The sequence below is a fragment of the Desulforhopalus singaporensis genome, assembly GCF_900104445.1.
Lineage (GTDB): Bacteria > Desulfobacterota > Desulfobulbia > Desulfobulbales > Desulfocapsaceae > Desulforhopalus_A > Desulforhopalus_A singaporensis.
In genome coordinates this window covers 1-24483 of sequence record NZ_FNJI01000030.1, presented here as the reverse complement: position 1 = coordinate 24483, position 24483 = coordinate 1, and the positions used below count along the sequence as shown (strand labels likewise).

At 50.2% G+C, this 24483-nt stretch carries 23 protein-coding genes and 2 rRNA genes; 7 read left to right on the top strand and 18 right to left on the bottom strand.

Annotation, left to right across the window (positions count from 1 at the left end):
• Positions 1 to 13: 13 nt before the first annotated feature.
• The 6 genes from coxB to BLQ17_RS17165 form a co-directional block, all read right to left on the bottom strand.
• Positions 14 to 604: a cytochrome c oxidase subunit II gene (coxB, locus tag BLQ17_RS17190; protein ID WP_092225086.1), complete on the bottom strand. Its 591-nt coding sequence runs from the start codon at positions 602 to 604 to the stop codon at positions 14 to 16.
• Positions 605 to 619: 15 nt separating this feature from the next.
• On the bottom strand, positions 620 to 919 hold the full coding sequence (locus BLQ17_RS17185) for a cytochrome C oxidase subunit IV family protein (RefSeq protein WP_092225084.1): 300 nt from the start codon (positions 917 to 919) through the stop codon (positions 620 to 622).
• 59 nt (positions 920 to 978) lie between these two features.
• The gene (locus tag BLQ17_RS17180) at positions 979 to 1578 is read right to left on the bottom strand and encodes a cytochrome c oxidase subunit 3 family protein (RefSeq protein WP_176761287.1); all 600 of its coding nucleotides are present in this window, start codon (positions 1576 to 1578) and stop codon (positions 979 to 981) included.
• A complete protein-coding gene (locus BLQ17_RS17175) occupies positions 1575 to 3218 on the bottom strand; it encodes a cytochrome c oxidase subunit I (protein ID WP_092225081.1) in 1644 nt (547 codons plus the stop codon). The genes BLQ17_RS17180 and BLQ17_RS17175 overlap by 4 nt, the downstream gene beginning before the upstream one ends.
• A 61-nt stretch (positions 3219 to 3279) precedes the next feature.
• Positions 3280 to 4134, bottom strand: a complete 855-nt coding sequence (locus BLQ17_RS17170; protein ID WP_092225079.1) for an SCO family protein — start codon at positions 4132 to 4134, stop codon at positions 3280 to 3282.
• A gap of 14 nt (positions 4135 to 4148) precedes the next feature.
• Positions 4149 to 4697, bottom strand: coding sequence for a DOMON domain-containing protein (locus BLQ17_RS17165; protein WP_092225077.1), 549 nt, complete (start codon positions 4695 to 4697; stop codon positions 4149 to 4151).
• 341 nt (positions 4698 to 5038) lie between these two features.
• On the opposite strand from BLQ17_RS17165, the gene BLQ17_RS17160 reads away from it, so the two are divergent.
• Positions 5039 to 5413, top strand: a complete 375-nt coding sequence (locus BLQ17_RS17160; protein WP_092225075.1) for a desulfoferrodoxin — start codon at positions 5039 to 5041, stop codon at positions 5411 to 5413.
• A 408-nt stretch (positions 5414 to 5821) separates the two neighbouring features.
• Entirely contained in the window at positions 5822 to 7201 is a 1380-nt protein-coding gene (locus BLQ17_RS17155) for a class II fumarate hydratase (protein ID WP_092225073.1), read from the top strand.
• On the opposite strand, the gene BLQ17_RS17150 is transcribed toward BLQ17_RS17155, so the two are convergent.
• Positions 7202 to 7903: a polyprenol monophosphomannose synthase gene (locus BLQ17_RS17150; protein WP_092225071.1), complete on the bottom strand. Its 702-nt coding sequence runs from the start codon at positions 7901 to 7903 to the stop codon at positions 7202 to 7204.
• A gap of 176 nt (positions 7904 to 8079) precedes the next feature.
• Positions 8080 to 8790 carry an N-acyl homoserine lactonase family protein gene (locus BLQ17_RS17145; RefSeq protein ID WP_176761286.1) on the bottom strand — a complete coding sequence of 237 codons (711 nt, stop codon included), beginning with the start codon at positions 8788 to 8790 and terminating at the stop codon, positions 8080 to 8082.
• Between the two features lie 354 nt (positions 8791 to 9144).
• Here BLQ17_RS17145 and BLQ17_RS17140 point away from each other — a divergent pair, with 354 nt between their 5' ends.
• From BLQ17_RS17140 to BLQ17_RS17125, 4 genes are all read left to right on the top strand, one after another.
• Entirely contained in the window at positions 9145 to 9603 is a 459-nt protein-coding gene (locus BLQ17_RS17140) for an Lrp/AsnC family transcriptional regulator (protein WP_176761285.1), read from the top strand.
• A gap of 20 nt (positions 9604 to 9623) precedes the next feature.
• A complete protein-coding gene (gene lysA, locus BLQ17_RS17135) occupies positions 9624 to 10883 on the top strand; it encodes a diaminopimelate decarboxylase (RefSeq protein WP_092225067.1) in 1260 nt (419 codons plus the stop codon).
• 162 nt (positions 10884 to 11045) lie between these two features.
• A complete protein-coding gene (locus BLQ17_RS17130) occupies positions 11046 to 12485 on the top strand; it encodes an exodeoxyribonuclease III (RefSeq protein ID WP_092225065.1) in 1440 nt (479 codons plus the stop codon).
• Positions 12486 to 12579: 94 nt separating this feature from the next.
• On the top strand, positions 12580 to 14277 hold the full coding sequence (locus BLQ17_RS17125) for a bifunctional sulfate adenylyltransferase/adenylylsulfate kinase (protein ID WP_245695216.1): 1698 nt from the start codon (positions 12580 to 12582) through the stop codon (positions 14275 to 14277).
• Positions 14278 to 14297: 20 nt separating this feature from the next.
• On the opposite strand, the gene mutY is transcribed toward BLQ17_RS17125, so the two are convergent.
• Genes mutY through BLQ17_RS17105 form a run of 4 tightly spaced genes read right to left on the bottom strand, consistent with a single transcriptional unit; the run spans position 14298 to position 17517 of the window.
• Positions 14298 to 15410 carry an A/G-specific adenine glycosylase gene (mutY, locus tag BLQ17_RS17120; RefSeq protein WP_218121827.1) on the bottom strand — a complete coding sequence of 371 codons (1113 nt, stop codon included), beginning with the start codon at positions 15408 to 15410 and terminating at the stop codon, positions 14298 to 14300.
• Positions 15407 to 15739 carry an AzlD domain-containing protein gene (locus tag BLQ17_RS17115; protein ID WP_092225061.1) on the bottom strand — a complete coding sequence of 111 codons (333 nt, stop codon included), beginning with the start codon at positions 15737 to 15739 and terminating at the stop codon, positions 15407 to 15409. The genes mutY and BLQ17_RS17115 overlap by 4 nt, the downstream gene beginning before the upstream one ends.
• Positions 15724 to 16443, bottom strand: a complete 720-nt coding sequence (locus tag BLQ17_RS17110; RefSeq protein ID WP_092225059.1) for an AzlC family ABC transporter permease — start codon at positions 16441 to 16443, stop codon at positions 15724 to 15726. The genes BLQ17_RS17115 and BLQ17_RS17110 overlap by 16 nt, the downstream gene beginning before the upstream one ends.
• 6 nt (positions 16444 to 16449) lie before the next feature.
• Positions 16450 to 17517: an iron-containing alcohol dehydrogenase family protein gene (locus BLQ17_RS17105; protein ID WP_092225057.1), complete on the bottom strand. Its 1068-nt coding sequence runs from the start codon at positions 17515 to 17517 to the stop codon at positions 16450 to 16452.
• A 216-nt stretch (positions 17518 to 17733) separates the two neighbouring features.
• Here BLQ17_RS17105 and BLQ17_RS17100 point away from each other — a divergent pair, with 216 nt between their 5' ends.
• Positions 17734 to 19044 carry a hypothetical protein gene (locus BLQ17_RS17100; protein ID WP_092225055.1) on the top strand — a complete coding sequence of 437 codons (1311 nt, stop codon included), beginning with the start codon at positions 17734 to 17736 and terminating at the stop codon, positions 19042 to 19044.
• A gap of 67 nt (positions 19045 to 19111) precedes the next feature.
• On the opposite strand, the gene BLQ17_RS17095 is transcribed toward BLQ17_RS17100, so the two are convergent.
• The 6 genes from BLQ17_RS17095 to BLQ17_RS17070 form a co-directional block, all read right to left on the bottom strand.
• A complete protein-coding gene (locus tag BLQ17_RS17095) occupies positions 19112 to 20182 on the bottom strand; it encodes a GDP-L-fucose synthase family protein (RefSeq protein WP_092225054.1) in 1071 nt (356 codons plus the stop codon).
• A 9-nt stretch (positions 20183 to 20191) separates the two neighbouring features.
• The gene (gene gmd / locus BLQ17_RS17090) at positions 20192 to 21313 is read right to left on the bottom strand and encodes a GDP-mannose 4,6-dehydratase (protein WP_092225052.1); all 1122 of its coding nucleotides are present in this window, start codon (positions 21311 to 21313) and stop codon (positions 20192 to 20194) included.
• 81 nt (positions 21314 to 21394) lie between these two features.
• Positions 21395 to 22741: a UDP-glucose dehydrogenase family protein gene (locus tag BLQ17_RS17085; RefSeq protein WP_092225051.1), complete on the bottom strand. Its 1347-nt coding sequence runs from the start codon at positions 22739 to 22741 to the stop codon at positions 21395 to 21397.
• A gap of 127 nt (positions 22742 to 22868) precedes the next feature.
• The gene (gene galU, locus BLQ17_RS17080; protein ID WP_092225143.1) at positions 22869 to 23735 is read right to left on the bottom strand and encodes a UTP--glucose-1-phosphate uridylyltransferase GalU; all 867 of its coding nucleotides are present in this window, start codon (positions 23733 to 23735) and stop codon (positions 22869 to 22871) included.
• 438 nt (positions 23736 to 24173) lie between these two features.
• A 5S ribosomal RNA gene (gene rrf, locus BLQ17_RS17075) occupies positions 24174 to 24290 on the bottom strand.
• A gap of 113 nt (positions 24291 to 24403) precedes the next feature.
• A 23S ribosomal RNA gene (locus BLQ17_RS17070) occupies positions 24404 to 24483 on the bottom strand; the annotation flags it as partial.

Sequence of the window (24483 nt, the reverse complement as noted above, 5' to 3'; positions counted from 1 at the left end):
GCCTCTGGGCTGTCTATGGTTCTTCCACCCAACCATCGAATTCCTCCTGGGGAACGATTCGCAATGTGGCGACCATGGCCGAATGGCTCACTCCGCAATATTCGGTACACTCGATATCATATTCGCCAAGTTCGTCGGCGCGAAACCAGGCATAAGTGTCCATCCCCCGGACGGCATCAACCTTGATCCGGAATGCGGGCAAATAAAAAGAATGGAGCACGTCGAGGGAGGTGACGTTGAGCCTCACCGCCCTACCCAGGGGAACGACCAGCTCATTTTCCGTCTCCTTGTCGTTGTCATAGACAAAGATCCACGAATACTTCTGGGCGAGTACCTCAACCTCCATCGCATCATCCGGGACAGTTCGCAGCCCGACATAGGACTTCCAACCGATATAAAACATGGACAGCGCAATCAGGGTCGGGATGACGGTCCAGACTATCTCCAGGCCGTAATTATCCCTTATGTCGGAGGATACCGGATGGATACTCCGCCTGTACCTGATCACAAAATAGACCATCACGACAGTAATTCCGGTGAGCAGAAAGAGAGAAAAGCCGATTATATACCAAAAAGCCTGATCCACGCCTTGAACTGCGGTCATAAATTTCTCCGACTGTTATCTGAATGCCACATCCCAAAAAGTAAAGCCGATCAAGGTAACAAGAACAATCACCGTCCCGATAAAGGAGAGCTTGATGATCGTTTCTTCGTATTTCAAATGCATAAAAAAAAGCAGCACCAGGGTTACTTTGGTGCAGGCGATCAGGAGCGCAACCGGTATGTTGAAAAATCCCATGTGAATGTATGATACACCGACCGTAACTCCCGTCAGCAGCAGCAGCCCGGCAAGTACCGCAGCCAGCTGTCGGTACCCCAGGATATGGTGTGAAGACCTCTCACTATTGAATCTATCCATTACCCCTTCCCTCCCTGACCTGAATGGTTCATAAAAACAGGATCGCCAACAGTTCTCATCTACAGCACCAGGTAAAAGAGCGGAAACACAAATATCCAGATCAAATCGACAAGATGCCAGTAGAGCCCTGAATTGTCGAGCATGGTGAATCTTTGTGCAGTTACCCTACCCGTCAGCAACAGCACAAGACTCAGGCAAAGCAGCACTATCCCGACAATAACGTGGAGACCATGAAGCCCTGTTATCAGGTAGTAAAGCCCGAAAAATATATTTTCCCCAGGCTCTCCGTTCACCAGCCTTTCCGAGTTCGGATAGATGCCGTGGTCAATTTTAGCCCCCCACTCGAAATATTTGTTAACCAGAAAACCAAATCCGCACAATATGGAAAAAAGCAGCAGCGCCGCACACTTCTTCTTTTCGCCTCTCTGGACGGCGGTTACCGAGGAAGCCACGGTAAAACTGGATACCAGCAGAATTACCGTATTGAGCGTACCGATTATTCGATCCAGCTCCTTGCCTCCTTCGGAGAAAAATTGCGGATAACGGTGCAGATAAACGGCATACAGGACAAAAAGACCGCCGAAGAGGATAATTTCCGAATAGAGAAATATCCACATACCTATCTTGATTCCGGTGGTGTCGATCTCCCTGTTCATCATCTGTCTCCCGTCCTGGCACCGGCACCAGGCTGATTGCCAATCCCGGAAAAATCATAAGGAAACTCCATTATATCCGGTTGTTTGACAAAATTGTGAACCGGCGGCGGCGAGGGTACTTTCCATTCCAGGGTGGTTGCCCCCCAGGGATCGGCCGGAGCAGCCACCCCCTGCCTGAAGCTCATCAACAGATTTGCAAACATGATAACGATGCCAGCGCACAACAGATACCCGCCGAACCCTGCGAGGAAATTACCAGTTTCGTACTGGGGGAGGTAATCATAATAGCGCCGCGGCATTCCCTGAATCCCGAGAATGAACATCGGAACATAGTGAAACAGGAACCCGACTGCAGTCAGGCAGGCGCCGACATAAGCGGGCCGGAACCGATACATCACCCCAAACATCTTCGGCCACCAGTAATGCAGGGCGGCAAAAAATGCAAAGCCGGTTCCGCCGAACATGACAAAATGAAAGTGGGCAACGACAAAATAGGTGTCATGCACATGGATGTTGGTGCCCACCGAGCCCAGTACCAGTCCCGTCAGTCCGCCGACACTGAACAGATAGATAAACATCAGCGAGAGCAACAGCGCCGGCGTCATTTCTATCGCCCCTTTATACATTGTGGCTACCCAGGAAAAGACTTTGACCGCCGAAGGGATCGCCACCAGAAATGTCAGCAGAGAGAACACAAAAACTGACACATCGCTCATCCCGCTGGTATACATATGATGCGCCCAGACCAGTGAACCGGCGATCGCGATGCCCATCGACGACCAGACAATAGCCTTATAGCCGAAGATCGATTTTCTTGAAAAAACGGGAATGATTTCCGAAATAACCCCCATTCCCGGCAGAATCATAATGTACACTGCGGGGTGGGAATACATCCAGAACAGGTGCTGGTAAAGGATCGGGTCGCCCCCTCTTGCCGGGTCAAAGAGTCCGATAGACAACAGCCTCTCCATAACGACCAGCACGAAAGTTATCGATATTACCGGCGTTGCGAGAATCTGTACCCAGGCGGTGGCGTATAAGGACCAGGTAAAAAGGGGGATCTGCATCAACCCCATGCTCTTATCCCTCATCCGGTGAAAGGTGGTGACAAAGTTTAATCCGGTGAGCAGTGACGACATCCCAAGAATAAAAGCCGCCATCACGGTCAGCGATACGTTGGTATCCACCTCGATACTAAACGGCACGTAAAACGTCCACCCGGTGTCTGGAAAACCTTTTCCCACAAACAGTGAAATTATTGCAAACAGGCCTCCAAACATGAACAGGTACCAGCTGAACAGGTTGAGCCTTGGGAAAAAAACATCATCGGTCCCCAGCTGAATAGGAAGGAAGAAATTACCAAAGATTGCAGGAATTCCGGGAATAACAAAAAGAAAAATCATGATAACGCCATGGAGAGTGAAAAAGGAATTGTACAATTCCGGTCCCATGATCGTTCGCCCCTGGCTCATAAGCTCGGTTCTGATCAACAGCCCGAGTATCATCGCTACATTGAACCAGAAAAATATCGCAGCCAGATACATCAACCCGAGCCGCTTGTGGTCATGGGTCAGCAGCCACGATTTTATTCCGGTCATTCCGGGAGGAGACGAGATTTCATAAAAAGAGTGTGTTTCAGACATAATCACCCCTGTGGAGTAGTAAAAGCTCCCTGGCGACAATGGAGCTTTTTGCTTCACCTTTTCAACGTTTTTTGCGCTTGAAAGAGAAAAGAACGAATACAATCGCCACGACAAAAAGCAAGAGTACGATAATCTTTACCAGTTGGAAAACCGAGTTGTTTTCACCCGGATCGTAGTTAAAGCAAAACTTCAGCAACCGCTTGACCGAGCTTGACGGGGTGCCGGCCCTGGCATCCCTGATCCCTATATCTATATCCCCGGCGAGAAAAGTACCGTACACATATCTTATGATCCTGCCGTTTTCACCTATTATGGCCAGGGCCGACGGATGAACAAAAGTACCGTCCCCCTGTTTTTTAAAAGAAAAGCCGATCCCGTCAGTTACAGTTTTTATCGACTCCTGCGTCCCGGTTAAAAATTTCCATTCCGAGGCGGGAAACTGTTTTTCAAGGAGTTTGACATAGTTTCTTTTTGCCCTGGCCGCGGTCTCCGGAGTTTCCTGGTCATTGAAACTCAAAGCTATCACCCGATAATCCGCACCGGCTTTTGTTTTCAGATTGTTCAGGGCTGCCGCAAGATTGGCAAGATTGGTGCTGCAACTGTTGGGACAGTAGAAATAGATGGGAAGCAGAATTGTCGGTCGGTCGATGAAGTCGCCAAGTCTCAATACCGTTCCGTTTTCGTCGCGAAACTTCACGTCAAGCGGCAGAAACCTCCCGGTCTTCTCCTCCACCCATCGGTTGTCGATATTCTGTCCCTGATCCTGACCAGAATCATGGTGATGATGCTCAGCATGGTTGTCGTGGCCCGGGTCATCCTTTGCCAGACATGACCGGGGTAAAGAGATGCTCGCTGGTGCCCAGAAGGCCAGCAGCAACATGATGACAAAAAGAGTTTGGCCAGGAGTTCTCTTCATGGATCACCCTGAAATTACATTTTTTCAGCAGCACCAGTCGCTAGGTTGACTTTATACTCAACCCGATACTTATGTTTGGTCCGGAAACTGTCACGACCAGCGCCATAAGCCAGCAGCACTATGGTATCGCCATTCACGTCTATGGAGCTGTCATAGGCGTCTGCTGATTTGAGATTTATAACGAATTCAATGACAGTGGTGCCGTTTTCTTCCGTGCCGCCTACCAGGACCGCATCGTCTTGACCACCCAGTTTCCTGTCCGGTTGGTGACCGTTGGTCTCAACCCCGAACTCATCGGTTATTTTCACTTCCCCTTTTTTTACATAACCGAGGATAAAATTGGCATCCTTCATCTCTTTACTCGGGTTAAACCCTATTCCTACCCACCCTTCGGTCTTACCACTTATTTTCACCTGCAGCTTGTCGCCATCCACATTCCACGCAAAATTAATTTTCTCATCGCCCAGCTGATGCGTATACTCATTTGCCGATACAGCCACCACCGACAGCGTCAACCATAGATACGCGGACAATACGGCGGCAATTTTTTTCCTGACAATCATAATCTCTCCTTAAAAGCTTGGATTTTGGCCTTTTCACCCTACAGGTGGACAATATTTGCATCTCGGTACAACTACGAGATATAATAACACATTGTAACTGCTATAACAGTATCACACTATCTATCTCTTGGAAAGATTCAGATGCAAATGAAATTTATTTTTAGTTGCAAATAATAATTTTTCGCACTACTATTAACCGGCGGTTGCAGCTATGCCTACCGATGGTGACCAATCAGAGCAACCGGCCGTTGTCCGAAATTACTTGGCCAATCGGCGGGCAGCACATGTTCGTTGCTGACCGCATGAGTTCTAAACATTAAATAAAACCTGGAGGAATTAGAATGGCGCAGAAACTTGCAATCTACAAATGCGATATATGTGGAAACGTAATTGAAGTATTGAGCGCCGGCGGCGCGGAAATGATGTGTTGCGGTCAGAACATGACCATGCAGGTGGAAAACACCACTGACGCTGCCGTCGAAAAGCATGTTCCTGTTGTTGAAAAAGTTGAAGGTGGCTATCAGGTCACCGTTGGTTCCGTTGCCCATCCCATGACTGAAGCGCACTGGATTGAGTGGATCGACCTTATTGTTGGAGATGCTATCTACCGCCAGTTTCTCAGCCCAAGTGACAAACCCGAAGCTTTCTTTCCTATTGAAGCCGAGGGAGTAACGGTCCGCGCTTACTGCAACCTGCACGGGCTCTGGAAGAAATAACCGGAATCTTCGTTGGCCGGCACACCGCCGGCCAACTCTTTCCCCTCTTCTTTCTTTGCTGTACTGCCCTCCCCCCTCTTTCGGTAAAGCGCTTGGCGGATTTTGCCATCTACTATATGAAACCGCCCCTGTTGTAAGTATCACTCAACAGAACTCACGCTGGAAGGAGAACAACTCATCCGGAGAATTTTCCCCGTTCATGGTGATATTATCGCCGATCGTTTTTCCTTGTTAAGCGATAAAGAGCTTGAAACGCAGGGCAAACTTCTTAAAAAACTTTCCATGGGAAAATAACCTGCAAACGTCAGGTCAACTCTTTTACAAATCGTTATGCAGGGGGTTATACTAACAGCAGGACAACAAATCTAAACTTGCTCTTTCTCTACCTGCAAAAAAGGAGGGTGCAACATGGGTGGTGCTTATAGAACAGAACTGGACAGTATGGGAAAAATCGGCGTACCGGTCGACGCGCTCTACGGTGCACAAACACAGCGTGCAGTGGAAAACTTTACAATCTCCAAAGAACCGCTGCCGTGGATTTTCATAGAATCCCTGTTGTACATCAAGATGGGAGCCGCTGTCGCCAACAAGGCCATTGGGCTGATCTCGCCGAAAAATGGTGACCTCATATGCCAGGCAGTAACCGGACTTCTCAGGGACCAACCTATCGCCCAGTTTCCTGTTCCTATCCTCCAGACAGGATCCGGAACCAGCACCAACATGAACGTCAACGAAGTGATAACCGGCGCTGTTCGCAACGCTCAGGTCGAGCTGTCACCAAACGATCATGTTAATCTTGGACAGAGCAGCAACGACGTCATTCCTACCGCCATCCACCTCTCCGGATGCAGACTGATAACCGGCGAAATTCTCCCTTCCCTTGCCAACCTCGCGCAACAGATCAGGCAATTAGGCAAAAAACACCGCCATACGGTAAAGACGGGAAGGACGCACCTCATGGATGCCCTGCCGATAAGGCTTGAGGATGAGGTTGAAGCGTGGGCCCTGCAACTCGATGAATGCCAGGAACGATTCAAGGATTTATTGAAGAGACTTTCTGAGGTGCCCCTGGGAGGAACCGCAGTGGGCAGCGGCGTGAATTGTCATCCCCAGTTTACCGAAATTGCCCTCAAGGAGATCAACGCCAGGACCGGCCAGAACCTTCGCCGTGCAAGCTCAAGTTTTAAGGGGCAATCAAGCGGTGACACCTTCGTTGAATTCTCAGGTCATCTCAAAACATGCGCGGTGGTTCTGAGCAAGATTGCCAACGATCTGCGCCTGATGAACTCCGGACCACTGTCGGGACTTGCTGAAATACAGCTTCCGGCCCTCCAGCCTGGTTCATCGATAATGCCTGCGAAAATCAACCCGGTTATTCCAGAGGCGGTGCTCATGGCCGCCGCTCAAGTGATCGGCAACGATACTGCCGTAAGCGTTGCAGGCCTTGGGGGCAACTTCCAGCTCAACACCATGTTGCCGCTTATCGCCGCGAAACTGGTGGAATCTGCAACGCTTATTGCCACAAGCGCCGCCGTTCTCGGCACCAAAGCCATTGCCGACATCAAAGTCAACAGTGAAGTTTTCGACCACGCCCTGAAATACAATCCCTTCCTGGTAACTTCACTCACCCCGATAATCGGATATCTGAAAGCCGCAGAAATAGCCAAGATCGCCCGGGAGGAAAAAAGACCTGTTTTTGATGTGGCACTTGAGCAGACCGATCTCGATTACGACAGGCTCGCCGAGCTTCTTGACCCTGCCAGGCTGGCCGGCGATGAAGCACCTTGACTATCGGCCCGGATAGTGTCTTGCAAACAACGACACCAGCTGGCGCAGGTAGGCAAACACCACACTGCAGCTCATTTTTGAGCTGCCGCAGTTACGATCGCAAAATACTATCGGTATCTCAACCACTCTTATTGTTTTGCGGTATTGCGCAAGGAGCGCCAGGGCTATTTTAAAACCGGGCACCGTACCAGGGAGCGAAACAAGCAGGTCACGCTCGATGGCAAAAAAACCGGAGAGCGGGTCTTTCACGTCGCAGAACATTCTCGCGGGGATGGTCGCCAGCCTCGATTTGATCTTTCTGCCCACAGGCCAGTCCGGCATAGCCGACCCGGCTGTATAACGGCTTCCAAGAGACATATTGCTGGTACCGGCCACAAGAGGCTGTAAAAGTCGCGGAATATCCTCCGGAGGATGACTCAGATCGGCATCCATCACCACGACCAGATCAGCAGTGGCATGACGAGCCCCGGCCATGACAGCACCGGCAAGACCAACATTGAACTTCTGGGCCAACAGCCGGACAGGCGCCCTCTTTTGCCATGCCAGCACCTTTTGCTGCGTTTCATCTTCAGAAGCCGAGTCGACAAAAAGAATATCAAAAGCAAAAGGGTTGCCGCGCTGCACCTCAACCAGTCTCTCGAGCAGGTTGTCAATATTTTCTTCTTCGTTGAGAGTTGGAATGATAACTGTCGCTATTGCCACGTTGGCCCCTCTTCAAAAAAAATCACCGTGATGGTTGTAAATCGCTCCATGCTGTTGCCATATCTTTCTGACACACCGGCAAGATCCGTTTCATTGTCGTCCCGGGTAACGCAGTTCCCACCGGACCACGCAGGTCAATGATATCTTTTCCCGGGTGTCACATTCTTTTTTACATTTTATCCGCTGATTTTTTTCAGCAACAGATCGTGCATCGGCAGAATAGTCATCCCCAGCTGCCTGATCCTCTGGATCGACTCCCATGCAGCCACCGCATCCAAGTGAACCCCTGGACAGACGGCGGGTCCGTTTTCAGGAAAGTTTTTTCTATTGCAGCAGAATCCCGTTATGACAACATTTCCCTCCCCGGTCTTTACTATCACCGAAAGTCCCCCCATGGTGTGTCCCGGACTGTGGAGGACCTTTACCCCGGAGACTATCTGTTGACCATCCGTCACGTAGGTAAATTCCAAACCTTCAATAAAATAGTCGTCGTAACGATGATCGATCGGGTGCGGATTCTTGCAAAATTTCACTTCCGCTTCGTGGACATAGAATACCGCTTTGTTGAACAGCCCGTTGTTGCCGCAGTGGTCATCATGAAGATGGGTATTGATGACGATGTCCACGTCGTCGGGTACAAGCCCCTCTTGTTGTAATCCCTCCCTCAGGGTGACAGGCTCCATGCCGGTCTCTTCCTTGAACCCCGGCGGGGTAATGAGTTCATTTTCATCAAGACCGGTATCAACCATTATCGTGTGATCTTTTCCCTGCAGCAGAAATGCCCAGATCGGCAGCCAGATTCTTTTCCCGTACCCCTGCTGGTACGTCATGATTCCCTGATCCGGATTGCGTACTCCGGTAAGTATCGGTGTGATGGAATAGCTCACTTTTCCCCCGTGCATATCGGCATCGCCCTCGGCCGTCCAGGCTATCGATGCTTTTAATACTTCAGCTTGTGCAAAAGATTTAATGGCCGCAAACAGATGTACAGCTGCTAGTGCCAGTATCCACTATTCTATCATAACTTGCCAGGACTGATAAAAATCTTACGACCGATTTTCCCGTAAATTTTGAGAAATCGGAAGGTTTGATGATACCTGTCCGGCTTTGGTTGACCTACTGTTTAGAACCTGCCACACAGATCTTGTTTTTATTCTCCAGCACGATCAATTACCAGAACATTATTCTTGACTTATCTATTTTTCATCAATATATTCGGAACACAACCAATGAGGTAGAGAATGATAGACAATATTAGCTTGCAAATTTTAAAAATATTACAGGAAAAGGCCCGTATTCCAAATGTAGAGGTTTCCAGAAGAGTTGGCCTTGCACCATCCGCTGTTCTCGAAAGAATTCGGAAAATGGAAAAGCAGGGCATCATCGACGGATACGAGGTACGTCTCAATCCCGAGCGTTTCGATCGGGCCCAGGTTGCGTTCGTCCATGTTTCCACAGAGGCCGGATATTCGGAGCAGGTCGGTGCGAAATTGTCGGATATCCAGGAGATACAGGAAGTTCACTTCGTCTCGGGTTCAGACTGCTTCCTGATCAAAGTGCGAAGCGAAGATACAGCATCTCTTGGACAGCTGTTGCAGCAGCGCATCATGAACATCGCCGGCGTGACAACCACGAAAACCGAGACTGTTCTCAGCACATTCAAGGAAACCAGCCGTATTCCATTACCACAATCAGACTAAACAGTGAAGGACTAGCGATTATGCCAATTTCCCCATCATACCAGCAACGACTTTTCCCGACAGTCGAAACAATTGCCGAACACTTCGGCACCCCTTTCCATATTTATGACGAAAAAGGAATACGGGAGACCGGAAAGAGGCTGCTTGACGCCTTTTCCGGGGTGAAAAAATTTCGGGAATTCTACGCCGTAAAGGCTCTGCCCAATCCGGCCATACTGAAAATAATGAAAGACCTGGGATTCGGGTTTGATTGCAGTTCAATCGCCGAGCTGGTCCTGAGCCGCATGATCGGAGCCACCCCTGAAGACATCATGTTCACCTCGAACAACACCAGTAGACAGGATTTCAAGGCAGCAGCGGACCAGGGAGGCTGCATCCTCAACCTTGACGACATAACTCTCCTGGACAAGATGGAAGAAATTCCCGAACTCCTCTGTTTCCGCTATAATCCCGGCAAGCGAAGAACCGGAAACGAAATTATCGGCAATCCGGTCGAGTCAAAGTACGGTGTCAGCCATGACCAGGTCATAACTGCGTATCGGCGTGCGAAAGAAATGGGGGTGAAAAAATTCGGTATCCACACCATGCTCGCCTCCAATGAGCTCAACTACAAGTACATGGTACAGACCGCCGAAATGCTTCTGGAGCTTATTGCGGAAATTTCCACCGACCTGGGCATCGTTTTCGATTTTATCAACATAGGAGGAGGGTTGGGAATTCCGTATCAACCAGGGGCTGAAGGTCTTGACCTTGAAGCCATGGGCAGGGAGACTACCGTGCTGTTTGACCAATTTGAGAAAAAGCACGGGTATCAGCCCGCTCTGTACATGGAAAGCGGCCGTTTCATGACCGGTCCCCACGGGGTGCTGGTGACCAAGGCAATCAACCGCAAGGATATCTACCGTACCTACATCGGAGTCGATGCGTCGATGAGTTCGCTCATGCGCCCGGCGATCTACGGGGCGTACCACCATATAAACGTCGTCGGCAAAGATGATTCCGCCAACCAGGAAACGGTCGACGTGGTGGGTTCGCTTTGTGAAAACAATGATAAATTTGCTATTCAACGGCTGTTGCCGGCTATTGAAAACGGGGATATTCTCGTGATTTCAGATACCGGAGCACACGGTATTGCCATGGGATTCAACTACAACGGCAACCTTCGTCCCAAGGAGTTGCTGCTGACCCAAAGCGGCAAAGTCGAGCTGATCAGGCGTGCGGAGACGGTACAGGATTATTTTGCGACCTTAAATTTTGATCCCGATAAACTGAGCCTCTGATTTTTTCCCGCCGTAAGACTGGGGGCAAACTGCAGAAAAAAAGTGTGAGGTCAACTGTTCCTCACACTTTTTTGCTGTCACTATGGATGCAGAGACCCGGTGAGTGCGCAGCCGCAGAAAACGGTACCAAGAAGTTTTTTCAAAAGACCAACAGCTATTTCCATGACAGTTGACATAGACCACTTCCTCGCCGTAGTTGACAAAGCGGTAAAAGACGCAGATGTTCCGGTAGTCGATCTTATTGCCGTACAGACCAGGGATCCGTTCAAGGTTCTCGTTGCCACCATCCTCTCTTCACGGACCAAGGACGAAGTCACCGCCAAGGCTTCCAAACGGCTCTTCAACAAGGCCACGACCCCTTCAGCCCTTGCTCAGCTGTCCGAGGAAACCATCGCCGGGTTGATCTATCCGGTTGGTTTTTACAAAACCAAGGCCCGTCACTTAAAAAAACTTCCCAACTGCCTGGAGCAGTTCAGCGCCGTGGTTCCCGACACCATCGATGAACTGGTGCAGCTCCCCGGAGTCGGCAGAAAAACGGCCAACCTGGTGGTCAGCGTGGCGTTTGGCAAACCTGCGATCTGTGTCGACACCCATGTTCACAGGATCATGAACATATGGAAGTATGTTGCAACGAAGACACCTCTGCAGACCGAGATGACCCTGAGGAAGATCCTGCCCGAGAGGCACTGGATCAAAGTAAACTCCCTGCTGGTTGCCTTTGGCCAGTCGATCTGTCGTCCGGTTGGACCAAAATGTGATATCTGTCCCCTTTGCAGGATCTGTCCGCAACAAGGCGTAGTACCCCGAAAGATTGGTGGTAAGAAAAAAAACAGAGGGGAATTGAGATTTATCTCCTGGAACGTCAACGGAATACGGGCAGTCGAAAAGAAAGGGTTTGCGGATATAATTGCCGAGCTTAACGCCGATATCATAGGAATACAGGAAACTAAGGCCCAACCGGATCAGTTGTCCGAGACCATAACCAATATTGACGGATATACCTCGTTCTGGCACAGCGCCGAGAGAAAAGGATATTCCGGTGTAGGGTTCTACACCAGGCTCACTCCGCTCAATGTCGAATACGGACTTGGCGATGTGGAATTTGATTGCGAGGGACGTGTCATAACCCTGGAGTTTGAAAAATTTTTCATAACCAATATCTACTTTCCAAACGCCGGCAGCGAACTACAGCGGCTTGATTACAAGTTGCGGTTTGACCGAAGCCTTCTTGAGTTCGCAAAGAAAAAGGAGCTTATCAAACCGATAATCCTTTGCGGCGATTTTAATGTCGCCCACAAAGAAATAGACCTAAAAAACCCCAAAAACAATGAGAAAAATGCCGGATTCACCCCCGAAGAAAGGCAATGGATGAACACCTTTGTCGAAGCCGGCTTTATCGATACCTTTCGCATGTTCGACCAGAGACCGGAACAATATACCTGGTGGAGCTACCGCTTCAGTGCCAGGAAAAGAAATATCGGGTGGCGCATCGATTATTTCTGTGTGAGCGAAAACGGCAGAAAAGGAATCAGGGATGCCTTGATAAAACAAGACGTCATGGGCTCCGACCATTGCCCCGTAGAACTCGTTTATTATCCATGACATGTTGTTTTTACTTTGATTTTTTTAAAACCTTGCTATACCTTGACACAATTGTCCGATTCTGTTGTTGAGCTGTCACCAGGGAGTAAAAATAGTGCAAAACGATCATTCTGAAAGCCTTCTGGTTCATTTTCGCCGCATTGAAGCGTTACGAGCGGAGGCTCTGGAATTAGTCTCCATCAACCTGTCATCCCGTCAGCTATGCGATCTTGAGCTGCTGCTCAACCGAGGATTTTATCCCCTGAGCGGATATATGAACCAGGACGAGTACCTGAGCGTTCTTGAGACCATGCATCTTCCCGATGGGACGGTCTGGCCGATGCCCATTTATCTTGACATCCCTGACTCCCTGGCCACATCCCTGAAACAGGGACAGAGGGTCGCTCTGAACGACCAGGAAGGATTTCTGCTGGCAATTCTGACCATTGAACAGATATGGAAGCCGCAAAAGAAACTTGAAGCCTCCTCGGTTTACGGCACCGAAGACAGTTCCGGGCATCCGGGTATCAGACATCTCTTTGACCGTGTCGGCTCAAGCTGCCTCGGCGGGAGCCTCGAAGGTGTCAGCCTACCGATCCACTACGACTTCCGCCACCTTCGCCTCAGCCCCTCGGAGACTGTCCGGATCTTCACCATGAACGGCTGGCGCAGGGTTCTCGGATTCCACACCGACGATTATCTGCACTGCGCCCATCGTGAAATGGTGATCAATGCCGCCCGTGAAGCAAGCGCCGCTATTTTTCTGCAGCCGGTGGCTGACCTGACCGATCCGGGGGCACTCAATTACTATACCCAGATCCGTTGCTATCAGGCTTTTACCGGCAAGTTTCCGCCGAACATGATCCAACTCGGCCTGACCCCTTTTGCCAGCCGCAAAGCGGGCCCCAAAGAAGCCTTGTGGCAGGCTATCATGCGAAAAAACTTCGGATGCAGCCATTTTATGGTGGCCGAGGACCACGCCGACCCGCTGACCGGCAGCTCACAGGAAAAACGATTCTACCCGTACGGCCAGGCCCAGGAACTTGTAGCCAGTTTTTCTCATAAAACAGGCATAGAAATGGTCCCCCAGCGAAACATGGGTTACGACCGCAAGCAGAACAGATATATCGTTCTTGAGGAAAATCCCTCAGAGGACGTAGCGAATATTAGTTCGCGTGAATTACAGCGCAAACTTATCGAGGGGGAGGATATACCAACCTGGTTTTCCTATCCGGAAATAGTCGACGAGCTGCAGTGCTCTTTTCCTCCCCGATCGAAACAGGGCTTCACTATCTTTTTGACCGGATACTCCGGGTCGGGAAAATCGACAATCGCCAAGGTCCTGCTCGTCAAGTTCATGGAGATGTGCGACCGCCCGGTAACTCTTCTCGATGGTGATATCGTACGAAAAAACCTCTCGTCGGAACTGTCCTTTTCCCGGGAACACCGCAACCTCAATATCACCAGGATCGGTTTTGTCGCAAGCGAAATTACCAAAAACGGCGGCATTGCCCTCTGTGCGCCAATAGCGCCCTATGAGGAGTCCAGACAGGCCAACAGGGAACTTATCAGCAGTTACGGCGGCTATATCGAGGTGTATGTGGCAACCCCGCTGGAAGTATGTGAAATGCGGGATAGAAAAGGATTATACGCCAAGGCGAGAGCGGGCAAGGTCAAGGGAGTCACCGGGATAACCGATCCCTACATCCCGCCGTCAAACCCCGAGCTGACAATCGACACTTCCGATATAACGCCGATGGAAGCGGTGCAGGAGATCATGCTCTATCTTGAAGAACAGGGGTATATTGTCTGAAACGGCGGCAGCCGCCCAACTCACGCAGCGGTTATAATTTCGGTCCACCGGTTTTCCAGCTGCTCAAGGATCTTTCGCGGTCCTGCCGGAAAACTGTAGTGCTCCAGCTGGTCAGGTGCTACCCAGCTGGAGTTTACAGCCGATCGTAATACAGGGACATGGTCCTGCCGTGTAAGGCTGCAGAAATAACAATCGAGCACGACCCTGTTGCTGGTGTACTGGTGCCTGACCGACGCAACCGGGTCATGAACCGTAACCGCCAACCCTGTTTCATCAAAGATACTTCGTCTGAGCAGTTTTCTTACTTTTTCTTCATCCACTTTTTGCCGCCTCCCCTGCAGATCGGTCCCGGGAAACTCCCACAAATGAGGCCAGACACCGCCTACGCCGCGCTGCTGGATAAATATTCTTTCATCATGGTGAATAAGCCCGACAACCCTGTGGATTTCTTTTGCCTGCACTCCGGGGCTCTTGACCGGGCGCAACTGTACCAGACCATTGTTGCAGGCCCTGCACTCCTTATGTAAGGGGCAATCACTGCATCGCGGGATTTTCGGGGTACATACCAGCCCCCCAAGGTCCATCAGCGCCTGGTTGAACTGCCTTGCTCTCCCTCTGGGCAGCAGTTCTTCCGCCAAGGAACTTATCCTGTTTCTCGCCTTGGAGGTTTTTATCGGCTCGGCAATGTCAAACAGTCTTGAAAAAACCCGGCAGACATTGGCATCCACCGCCGCAATATCTTCATTACCGGCAATGGAGGCGATGGCGGCAGCGGTATAGGGTCCGATTCCCGGCAGTCCGATCAGCGCGGCGGATGAGCAGGGAACGACACCGCCATGTTCCCGGATCATTATTTTGGCCGCCCTGTGAAGATTCCTGGCCCGGCTGTAATATCCGAGCCCTTCCCACATCTTGAGGATCTCCTGCTCCGGAGCCTGTGCCACGCTTACAAGGTCCGGAAATCTTTCGATCCATTCGAGAAAGTACCTGATCCCCCTTTCCATCTGGGTCTGCTGCAGCATAATCTCCGACACCCAGACATGATAAGGGTCATAGGTGCTCCGCCATGGAAGATCCCTTTTGACCCGGAAAAACCATGACAACAGCTCGGTAACGATTGCTTCCCGGTTCACGTACTCCACCCGAGGTACCGGCCAAGCGCAACGACACCCATGCCGACAACTACCGTTGCCGATAGCGACTTGAAGCGATAGGCTACGGGAAACGCGATAAGTGCAGCGACAAAAAACAGATTGTCAAAGCTGAGGTCCAGCCTCTGTTCCCGAACGATCAGCGACGGCAACAGCATGGCTGAGAGTACTGCGGGAGGGATCAACCTGAGCCATGCACCTGCAATCGGATTCAGCTTCCTGCCGCTCAAAAAAAGGGTCGGAAGCAGCCGCGGAATGTAGGTAACCAGGGCCATTCCAAGAATAGTCCAGAAAATTACTTCTTGATCCATTGCTCCACCCCCAGCCCTGCAGTTGCCGCAATAACCGTCGCTATTATGATATGAAACTGTTGAAAACCGGCGAGGAAAAGAACGGTGGCAATACCTCCGCCAAGAATTGCGGTTACAATCTTGATAATGGAATCGCATTGTCCGACCAGCAGACCGATAAACATCGCTGCCAGCGCATAATCGAGACCAAGCGGTTTCACATCCCCAATCAGCTCTGCAGCAAAAAGGCCAAGGATCGTTCCAGCCACCCAAGACGCCTGGGCGGCAACGTTGAGCGCCAACGCTTCTGGTCGGCACTGGTTGAGGATTGACACCCTGGTGGAATGTAGTGCAAATGTTTCGTCGGTGAGCTCAAAAGCAAAAAAGGACAGATATTTTTTCTTCCAGGCCGACATGTGAGGGGCCAGCGAAGCCGCCATCAGCAGGTGCCTGAGATTCACCACGAAAGTGGTCACTATGACCGCCGCCGGCCCCGTGCCGCTGGCAAAAAGACCGACAGCAATGAACTGGGCCGAGCCGGCAAAAACAATAAGAGACATCAGCAGCGCATTGGCTTCCGATATTCCGCTTTTGCCGGCAAGCACCCCGTAGGCAAAACCTATCGGCACATAGCCCAGCACAATCGGCAGCGCCCTTTTCATACCGGTTGCTATCTGCTGACATATGGCTGGGTCCGCAGCATCAACCGCATTCGTTCTTCTCATCTACAGCTACATCCTCAGGTATAGTTCAAGACATTTTTCCCGGGTCATTATGTGCCGCCAGTCGGGCCCGAGGCAGTTTTCCCACAACGGCGTCAGGTTCAATGCGGTGGTCACCATCAACTGCAGCTTCTCCTGGGACAGGGGCGCAGCCACCTTCTTCGGCAATACTATCTGGTGGCGGTCCATCATCTTCCTGAATTCCAGGACTCCCTCGGGATAGATTTCATCAAGCGCGTCAAAAGCCATGCAGCAGCCAATTCCGTGATGGGTACCGAGGACATAAGATAAACCATATGACAGCGCATGGCATGCGCCGACCTGGGAATATGCAATGGACATTCCTCCAAAATAGGAAGCCATCATCAGCTTATCGTCTGCATCGGGATGATCTTCCAGAAAGATCTGGCGACACATATCTATCGACTTTTCACCATAGGCCTTGCTGAACTCGTTGATAAATGTTCCCTTAAGAGACTCCACGTCATGAATGTAACAGTCCATCCCGGTGTAGAACCACTGGTCTTTCGGAACTCCCTTGAGCAGCTCGGGATCAAGAATAACCTGATCATACAGCGTATAATCGGAGTTGATACCCAGTTTTTTTTCAGGACCAGTGAGAATCGCCGTCCTCGATATTTCCGCTCCTGTCCCGGCCAGGGTGGGAATGCCGACATGATAGACGGCAGGATTCTTGATAAGATCCCATCCCTGGTAATCAGCTGAAGAGCCTGGGTTGGTCAGCATCAGTGAAACAACTTTGGCGATATCCAGTGTCGATCCGCCGCCTATGCCCACGATCCCGTCCGGCAGAATCGTGTTGTGTTGTTTCACCTTGTCGACCAGCAGGTCGGTATATTCGGTTTTCGGTTCATCATCGACATTTACATAAAGCACCATATCGCCATCTTCAACCGGCAATCTCTTTTCAAGCTCGCTGCCTGCAAACACGTCATCGAGAACAAACACCACAAAACCATCGGAATTGGTCCGCCTTTCCTCAAGGACATCTCCCAGTTGAGCGAACGATCCCCTGCCAAACATTACTTTGGGCACCAGGCTGAAATTTTTATACATAGAATCACCTTATGATTGTAAAAATATTTTGCGGTCTGCTACAGCATGCAACCATCGTTGTGGGTAACAAATATAATAACAAAACTCAAGGGGAGTTTTGTCGCTAGACAGCAGGACATCTCTTTACTGTCGCACCTTCTGCCTGATTATATTATGTTGTACTGATAATGCCCATTGTTTTAAACTCTTCATCTACCATTTCAGCCGGTGCAAATCATGTCAGTAATCAGCGAAGACAGCGTTTTTACCTCACTGAAGCAACAGGGCCCCCTGGCGGTGGAGGATAGCGTAAACCTGTGCAGTCCCTTCAGTGCGAGAACTAGGACCTGGGTAAAATGTCTCTGTTACAACAGGATCAACGCCACCAAATACCGGGCTCTGCGCAGCCAGATCTTTGAATTCCTCGGGATAGAAAGCTTCTCCCAGATACCTGAACTGCTCAATGCCCCAGAGATGCAGGCCGAACGAAGCCGCCGTGCCTTCGGCCTGCTCGGCAACATGTTCGGGCTCCACGGGACGGCAAGAGAAGTCGAGGCCAGGGTACAACAATATGCACGGACGGCCGACGCCGTCGCCAACTCGCTGAAGGTAAAAATCTTAAAACCGTACGCTTCCTACATTGCGACCACCAACGAGATAGAGGTGGCCAACGATCCGGTAACCCTGCTGCTCATCATGTTCAACGACCGCTATCATAAGAAGGCACGATTTGAAGCGAGACGGAAGCTGGTCCTGATGACCCTTGCCGGCAGCATCGACCAGCGGGAAAGGGAGACCCAGATAGAAGAAAAATTTTCCGCTTTTCTCCACTTTCTCAACGATTACGTATGGAGTAAATCGCAAAAAATTGGCGAACACGACATTATCTATCTGAAATCAACCCACAACCCGGAAGATTACAGCTGCCAAACCGTCACGGTAATCGACAGCAATGCCGCCGCAAAGGTGACCATTGCACCGGGAACCAAGCTGACGCTGCTGAAACGGAGAAGGTTCCGCATCGGCAACAAGGATATTCCCATATATGTCTCGATCAGGAAAAAACCGCCGGAAGCAAAGGTGCTGAAGTTGTTGCGGAAAAATGAAAAAAATCCTGCTGTCGCCGTAGACGACGAACTTGGCCTGATGGCGGTTCTTGATTCGGTCGCCGATATCAAGACCTTTCAATACCATATGACCAGAAGCGCATCCAAGGCGGACAGCTTTATGGTTCTGGAGGATATTACCGATACCCTGTCGGGGCCGTCACCGTATCAGTCAAGCGCGATCGGTTCGAGTACCAAGACCGAGATGATAAAATTCTTTGCCAGGCTGGGCGGCATGCGCGTTGAGTTTATTATCCACACCAACCGGTCCTGGCTCAACTATATGTACCAGAAAGACGTTGCCCATGACGAATACGAGGTCAAGCGCCTGTTCGATACCGGCGTTATGGAACTCCTTTTTCCCGCCGATATCTATCACCTCGATCACCATCTGATCAGAAACGACATGATAAGACGCTTCCGGGCGCGTATCGAAGAATAACACGGCAAAAAGTGGTCCATCGCTCCACCCGGCGCTCATTTTCCGGGTGGACCTCCCACGTCGTTGATTATCTGCTGTCTGTCCCTGACAGATACGCCTCATAGGCGTTTTCAAGACCTTCTTTCAGGCTGTATGCCGGTTTCCAGCCAAGCTGGCTCAACCTGGTGATGTCGAGTAGTTTTCTCGGGGTACCGTCCGGTTGATCACTATTAAACCTGGTAATTCCTTTATACCCTACAAGCTCGGCAATAATCTGAGCGATCTGCGAAATCGGGATATCTTTTCCTGCCCCCACGTTGACAAAGGAGGGATTTGCGCCGACAAACAACGACTGGTCAAGCGACATTACATGAACGCAGGCTCCGGCCATATCATCGACATGCAGAAATTCACGCCTTGGCGTACCACTACCCCACAAAACCACCTCACACCTTTTATCGTCGGAAAGTTTTTTTAAATCCTGCCGGTAGCCGATCGCCCGGCTAATATCTTCAGGAATCTTGCCGTAGCGAGCCTGGTCCGCCTCTATCGCCGCGACGTTACCATCCATTGCCAGCTTTGCCAGGTGATACTTTCGCACCATCGCCGGAATCACGTGGCTGTTCTCAAGATGATAATTGTCACCCGGCCCATAGAGGTTGGTAGGCATTACCGAACGATAGCAAGTGCCATACTGCCTGTTATACGACTCACACATCTTGATCCCTGCAATTTTCGCTATTGCGTAGGGCTCATTGGTCGGCTCCAGAGTCCCGGTGAGAAGATGGCTCTCCTTCATGGGCTGAGGGGAATATTTCGGATAAATACACGAGCTGCCGAGAAAAAGAAGCTTTTCCACCCCGCATTTGAAAGCCTGATGAATGACATTGGACTGTATCATCAGGTTGGTGTAGATAAATTCGGCTGGATAGCGGTTATTGGCATGAATCCCGCCGACCCTGGCGGCAGCCAGAATAACCCGGTCTATTTTTTCGCCCTTGAAAAAATCCTTTACCCTGCCCTGATCAACAAGATCGAGCTCGTCATGACTGCGGGTGATTATATTGCGACATCCCTGTCGGCGCAGTTGCCTGACAACCGCTGCCCCGACCATTCCCCGATGGCCCGCCACAAAAATTCTTTCATCTGGTCCAATCATCGGCCGACTCTACTCGTGATGGTTTAAAATCGTGAATCCTTCCTTGCGGCACAGTTCGTCCTTTCTGGCCTCGTCCAGATCGTACCGCATCATCTCGGCTACCAGCTCGCTAAAAGATGTTGCCGGCGTCCAGCCCAGCTTTTCCCTGGCCTTGCTCGCATCCCCGAGTAAAGACTCCACTTCGGTGGGGCGAAAATAGCGGGGATCAATTTTCACTATGGTACGTCCGGGCATCATGGTTGCGTCATTGGCGCCTTCGACTGTTTTTTCCACTATCCCCACCTCGTCGACACCGGCCCCCTGCCACCGGATGGTTACACCCAGTTCAGCTGCCGCCGCATTGACAAAATCGCGAACCGAATGTTGCTCTCCGGTGGCGATGACAAAATCCTCTGGGCGATCCTGCTGCAGCATCAGCCACTGCATCTGCACGTAATCGCGGGCATGGCCCCAGTCCCTCTTGGCGTCGAGATTGCCGAGATAAAGACAATCCTGCAGACCAAGAAAAATCCTGGCCATGGCCCTGGTTATTTTCCTGGTGACGAAGGTTTCTCCGCGCAGCGGCGACTCGTGATTGAACAGGATACCGTTGCACGCATAAATATTGTACGCTTCCCGGTAATTGACGACGATCCAGTATGCGTACATCTTGGCGACGGCATATGGCGATCGCGGATAAAATGGCGTCTTTTCAGTTTGCGGTACCTCCTGTACCTTGCCGAACAGTTCCGAAGTGGAGGCCTGGTAAAATTTTGTTTTTTCGGTCAGGCCGAGAATCCTTACCGCTTCGAGCAATCGCAGCGTTCCCAGTGCATCAGAGTTCGCGGTGTATTCCGGTTCCTCGAAAGATACAGCGACGTGCGACTGAGCCGCCAGGTTATAAATTTCATCGGGCTTTATTTTACCAATAATATGGATAAGGCTCGAAGAGTCGGTCAGGTCGCCGTGATGAAGGATGAAGTTCCGATCCTCCATGTGAGGATCCTGATACAAGTGATCTATACGATCCGTATTAAAAAGGGACGCCCTTCGCTTGATGCCGTGAACCTCATACCCTTTATCCAAAAGAAACTCGGCGAGGTAAGCCCCGTCCTGACCTGTAATTCCTGTAATTAACGCTTTTTTCTTCATCTTGTCTTCAGAGCTGATATATTTTTGCGGTAAGCTTTTTATGGTACAAGTTGCTCCGGTACCGATCGAGTTAACTTACCTTTACTGTTTTTTTATTATCGACCGTCCCCGTCCGATACCGTAATAACTCAAGCCATGAGCCTCCACCCTCTTTGGATCGTAGAGGTTGCGGCCATCAAAAATAACCTTGTCCTTGAGTTCTTCAAGCATCTTTTCAAAATCGGGCACCCTGAACGATTTCCATTCGGTTACGATTATCAACCCGTCGGCATTGTGCAGCGCGGCTTCCTTGGTACCCATGAGAACCATATCGTCACGGATTCCATAGATTCGCTGAGCTTCTTCCATCGCTTCGGGATCGTAAGCTTGGACCTTGGCTCCTTCTTGCCAGAGCGCCTCAAGCAGCACCCGCGACGAAGCTTGCCGCATATCATCGGTATTGGGCTTGAACGCCAGCCCCCAGACGGCAAAAGTCTTCCCGGCAAGGCTTTTACCGTTATAAAAAGACTTCACATGGTGAAACAGGACTTCTTTTTGACTATGATTCACCTCTTCGACGGCTTTTAAAATCTTAGCGTCATAGCCAATCTCTCTTGCCGATCTCTCAAGCGCCTGAACATCTTTTGGAAAACACGATCCGCCGTATCCGCATCCCGGATAAATGAAATGGTAGCCGATACGGGAATCGGAACCGATGCCTTTTCTTACCTCCTCTATATCGACGCCCAGCCGCTCGGCAAGATTTGCCATTTCATTCATAAACGATATCTTGGTTGCGAGCATGCAGTTCGCTGCATATTTGGTAAATTCGGCGCTGCGCACGTCCATAATCATCACCTTGTCACGATTACGGCTAAAAGGCTCATAGAGTTCGCGCATCAAGAATTCGGCGTCCTCACTGTCTGTTCCAATTATAATTCTCTCAGGGCGCATGCAGTCCTCAAGAGCGGAGCCTTCCTTAAGGAATTCCGGATTTGAAACCACATCATATGAAATATCCAGACCCCGCATCGACAAGATGTCACTAATATGGCTCCTAACCCTGTCCGCAGTACCAACGGGAACGGTGGACTTGTTGATAATAATCTTCGGACTGTCCATGATGGAAGCGATCTTCCCCGCAACCGATAAAACATAGCTCAAATCGGCACTCCCGTCTTCGTCAGGCGGAGTTCCCACGGCAATAAACTGCAGTTCGCCATGGTCGACCCCTGTCTGGGCATCTGTGGTGAACTGGAGCCGTTCTTTCTTGAAATTATCAACCACAAGATCGGTGAGACCAGGCTCGAAGATTGGTATAATCCCGTTTTTTAAATCATCGATTTTTTTCTGATCCACATCCACACAACATACATTATGGCCGACATCGGCAAGAACGGCAGCCTGCACCAGACCCACATACCCGATACCAAAAACTGTTACATTCATATATTCCCCGGACGATACACGTATTAGTTCCTCACAGCCGATTTGTCATCAGCCAACCTGGTCTCAACTGCTAGTTCCTGTTAGCCTGCAGCCTCAAGAACAGAGGGACGGCCCTACCATTGAAAATTCAGGATATGATCTTTTTGAGATATTCTGTCAGCTTATCTTTTATTTCAGGATGTTCTAGAGAAAATGCGATGTTGGCCATCTGAAACCCAACCTTGTCGCCACAGTCAAAGCGCGTCCCCTTGAATTTATACCCGAATATAGGTTGTTCCTTGAGCAGCTCGACCATGGAGTCGGTCACCTGTATTTCATTGCCGGCGCCCTGTTCCTGCCTGCCGAGCAGATCGAAAATTCGCGGCGTAAATATGTATCTGCCTATCGCAGCAAGATTTGAAGGCGCGTTTTCCGGGGCGGGTTTTTCCACCATTGACCGGATACGCACCGTACCGTTATACGCTTCTTCCGCATCCAGTATTCCGTATTTATTGGTATCCTCCATCGGCACCTCGATAGTGGCGACCATTGACGCCCGAAGCCTGTCGAACTCCATCATCATCTGGTACAGAACCGGCACCTCGCTCTGGATAAGATCATCGGCGAGCAGCACCGCAAACGGTTCATCTCCCACAATATCCCTTGCACACCATATGGCATGTCCCAATCCGAGCGGCTCGCTCTGCCTGGTATAAATGATGGTCCCCGATTTAGGAACCAGCGATTCGATAGTTTTGAGAAGATCAATTTTCCCCCGGTTACGAAGGGTATCTTCAAGTTCGTATTGACAGTCGAAATGATTTTCAAGAGCGGTCTTGCCGCTGCCGGTGACAAATATGATCTGTTCTATTCCAGATGCCAGTGCTTCTTCCACTGCATATTGAATGATTGGCTTATCGACCACAGGAAGCATCTCCTTGGGCATAGCCTTAGTCGCCGGCAAAAACCTGGTGCCCAGTCCTGCAACCGGAAAAACGGCCTTCTTTATCTTCACGTTTTCCTCTTTATATGAACTTTTTGAAAATCGGTGCATCAATGTGGAATAGTTGTTTTTCATCTCTGCCATGAAATGAAAACGTTGACTCTTCACAGCTCCTGATTTTCAAGGAGCTTGCACCGAAAACCATGTGGTATTATTTCTGGTTTACCGCAGACCTTTCATGACACTGCAGCATATCCAACCTTTTTTACTTATTCGCAACCATAATCGTTGTTCGCATTTATTGCCACAATGGTAAAATCTCGTATTATAACATATAGCAATTATATTTTTCTATTTGATTTAGCAGGAAAAACATCTTTGAGCAAACAACCAGGTTGATCGACCGGCGCAAGTTGCTTATCAGGCGTGATCACGTAAGAGGAGTTTTTTTCAACATGCCCAAACAAAAAAGCCCCGTAATGCATTTGCATTACGGGGCTTTATATATAAAACCGGCGGCGACCTACTCTCCCACACAGTCGCCCGTGCAGTACCATCGGCGCAGAAGAGCTTAACTTCCGTGTTCGGAATGGGAACGGGTGGAGCCTCTTCGCTATGACCGCCGGAAAAATCTGTTTGTTTCCTTTAGCAGGGAAGGGGGGTGGGATTGCGACCCGCCTTCCTATAGTAACTCAGATAATCGAATAGTAGAGCAATCAGTAGAGTATTAATCAAAAAATATGGATAAGCCGCACGGCTTATTAGTATCGGTAAGCTCCACGTGTTGCCACGCTTCCACACCCGACCTATCAACGTTGTG

Excerpts from the sequence above, each read along its gene's own strand:
- coxB (WP_092225086.1), bottom strand. The coding sequence starts at position 604 with ATGACCGCAGTTCAAGGCGTGGATCAGGCTTTTTGGTATATAATCGGC.
- BLQ17_RS17185 (WP_092225084.1), bottom strand. The coding sequence starts at position 919 with ATGGATAGATTCAATAGTGAGAGGTCTTCACACCATATCCTGGGGTAC.
- BLQ17_RS17180 (WP_176761287.1), bottom strand. The coding sequence starts at position 1,578 with ATGATGAACAGGGAGATCGACACCACCGGAATCAAGATAGGTATGTGG.
- BLQ17_RS17175 (WP_092225081.1), bottom strand. The coding sequence starts at position 3,218 with ATGTCTGAAACACACTCTTTTTATGAAATCTCGTCTCCTCCCGGAATG.
- BLQ17_RS17170 (WP_092225079.1), bottom strand. The coding sequence starts at position 4,134 with ATGAAGAGAACTCCTGGCCAAACTCTTTTTGTCATCATGTTGCTGCTG.
- BLQ17_RS17165 (WP_092225077.1), bottom strand. The coding sequence starts at position 4,697 with ATGATTGTCAGGAAAAAAATTGCCGCCGTATTGTCCGCGTATCTATGG.
- BLQ17_RS17160 (WP_092225075.1), top strand. The coding sequence starts at position 5,039 with ATGGCGCAGAAACTTGCAATCTACAAATGCGATATATGTGGAAACGTA.
- BLQ17_RS17155 (WP_092225073.1), top strand. The coding sequence starts at position 5,822 with ATGGGTGGTGCTTATAGAACAGAACTGGACAGTATGGGAAAAATCGGC.
- BLQ17_RS17140 (WP_176761285.1), top strand. The coding sequence starts at position 9,145 with ATGATAGACAATATTAGCTTGCAAATTTTAAAAATATTACAGGAAAAG.
- lysA (WP_092225067.1), top strand. The coding sequence starts at position 9,624 with ATGCCAATTTCCCCATCATACCAGCAACGACTTTTCCCGACAGTCGAA.
- BLQ17_RS17130 (WP_092225065.1), top strand. The coding sequence starts at position 11,046 with ATGACAGTTGACATAGACCACTTCCTCGCCGTAGTTGACAAAGCGGTA.
- BLQ17_RS17115 (WP_092225061.1), bottom strand. The coding sequence starts at position 15,739 with ATGGATCAAGAAGTAATTTTCTGGACTATTCTTGGAATGGCCCTGGTT.
- BLQ17_RS17110 (WP_092225059.1), bottom strand. The coding sequence starts at position 16,443 with ATGAGAAGAACGAATGCGGTTGATGCTGCGGACCCAGCCATATGTCAG.
- BLQ17_RS17105 (WP_092225057.1), bottom strand. The coding sequence starts at position 17,517 with ATGTATAAAAATTTCAGCCTGGTGCCCAAAGTAATGTTTGGCAGGGGA.
- BLQ17_RS17100 (WP_092225055.1), top strand. The coding sequence starts at position 17,734 with ATGTCAGTAATCAGCGAAGACAGCGTTTTTACCTCACTGAAGCAACAG.
- BLQ17_RS17095 (WP_092225054.1), bottom strand. The coding sequence starts at position 20,182 with ATGATTGGACCAGATGAAAGAATTTTTGTGGCGGGCCATCGGGGAATG.
- gmd (WP_092225052.1), bottom strand. The coding sequence starts at position 21,313 with ATGAAGAAAAAAGCGTTAATTACAGGAATTACAGGTCAGGACGGGGCT.
- BLQ17_RS17085 (WP_092225051.1), bottom strand. The coding sequence starts at position 22,741 with ATGAATGTAACAGTTTTTGGTATCGGGTATGTGGGTCTGGTGCAGGCT.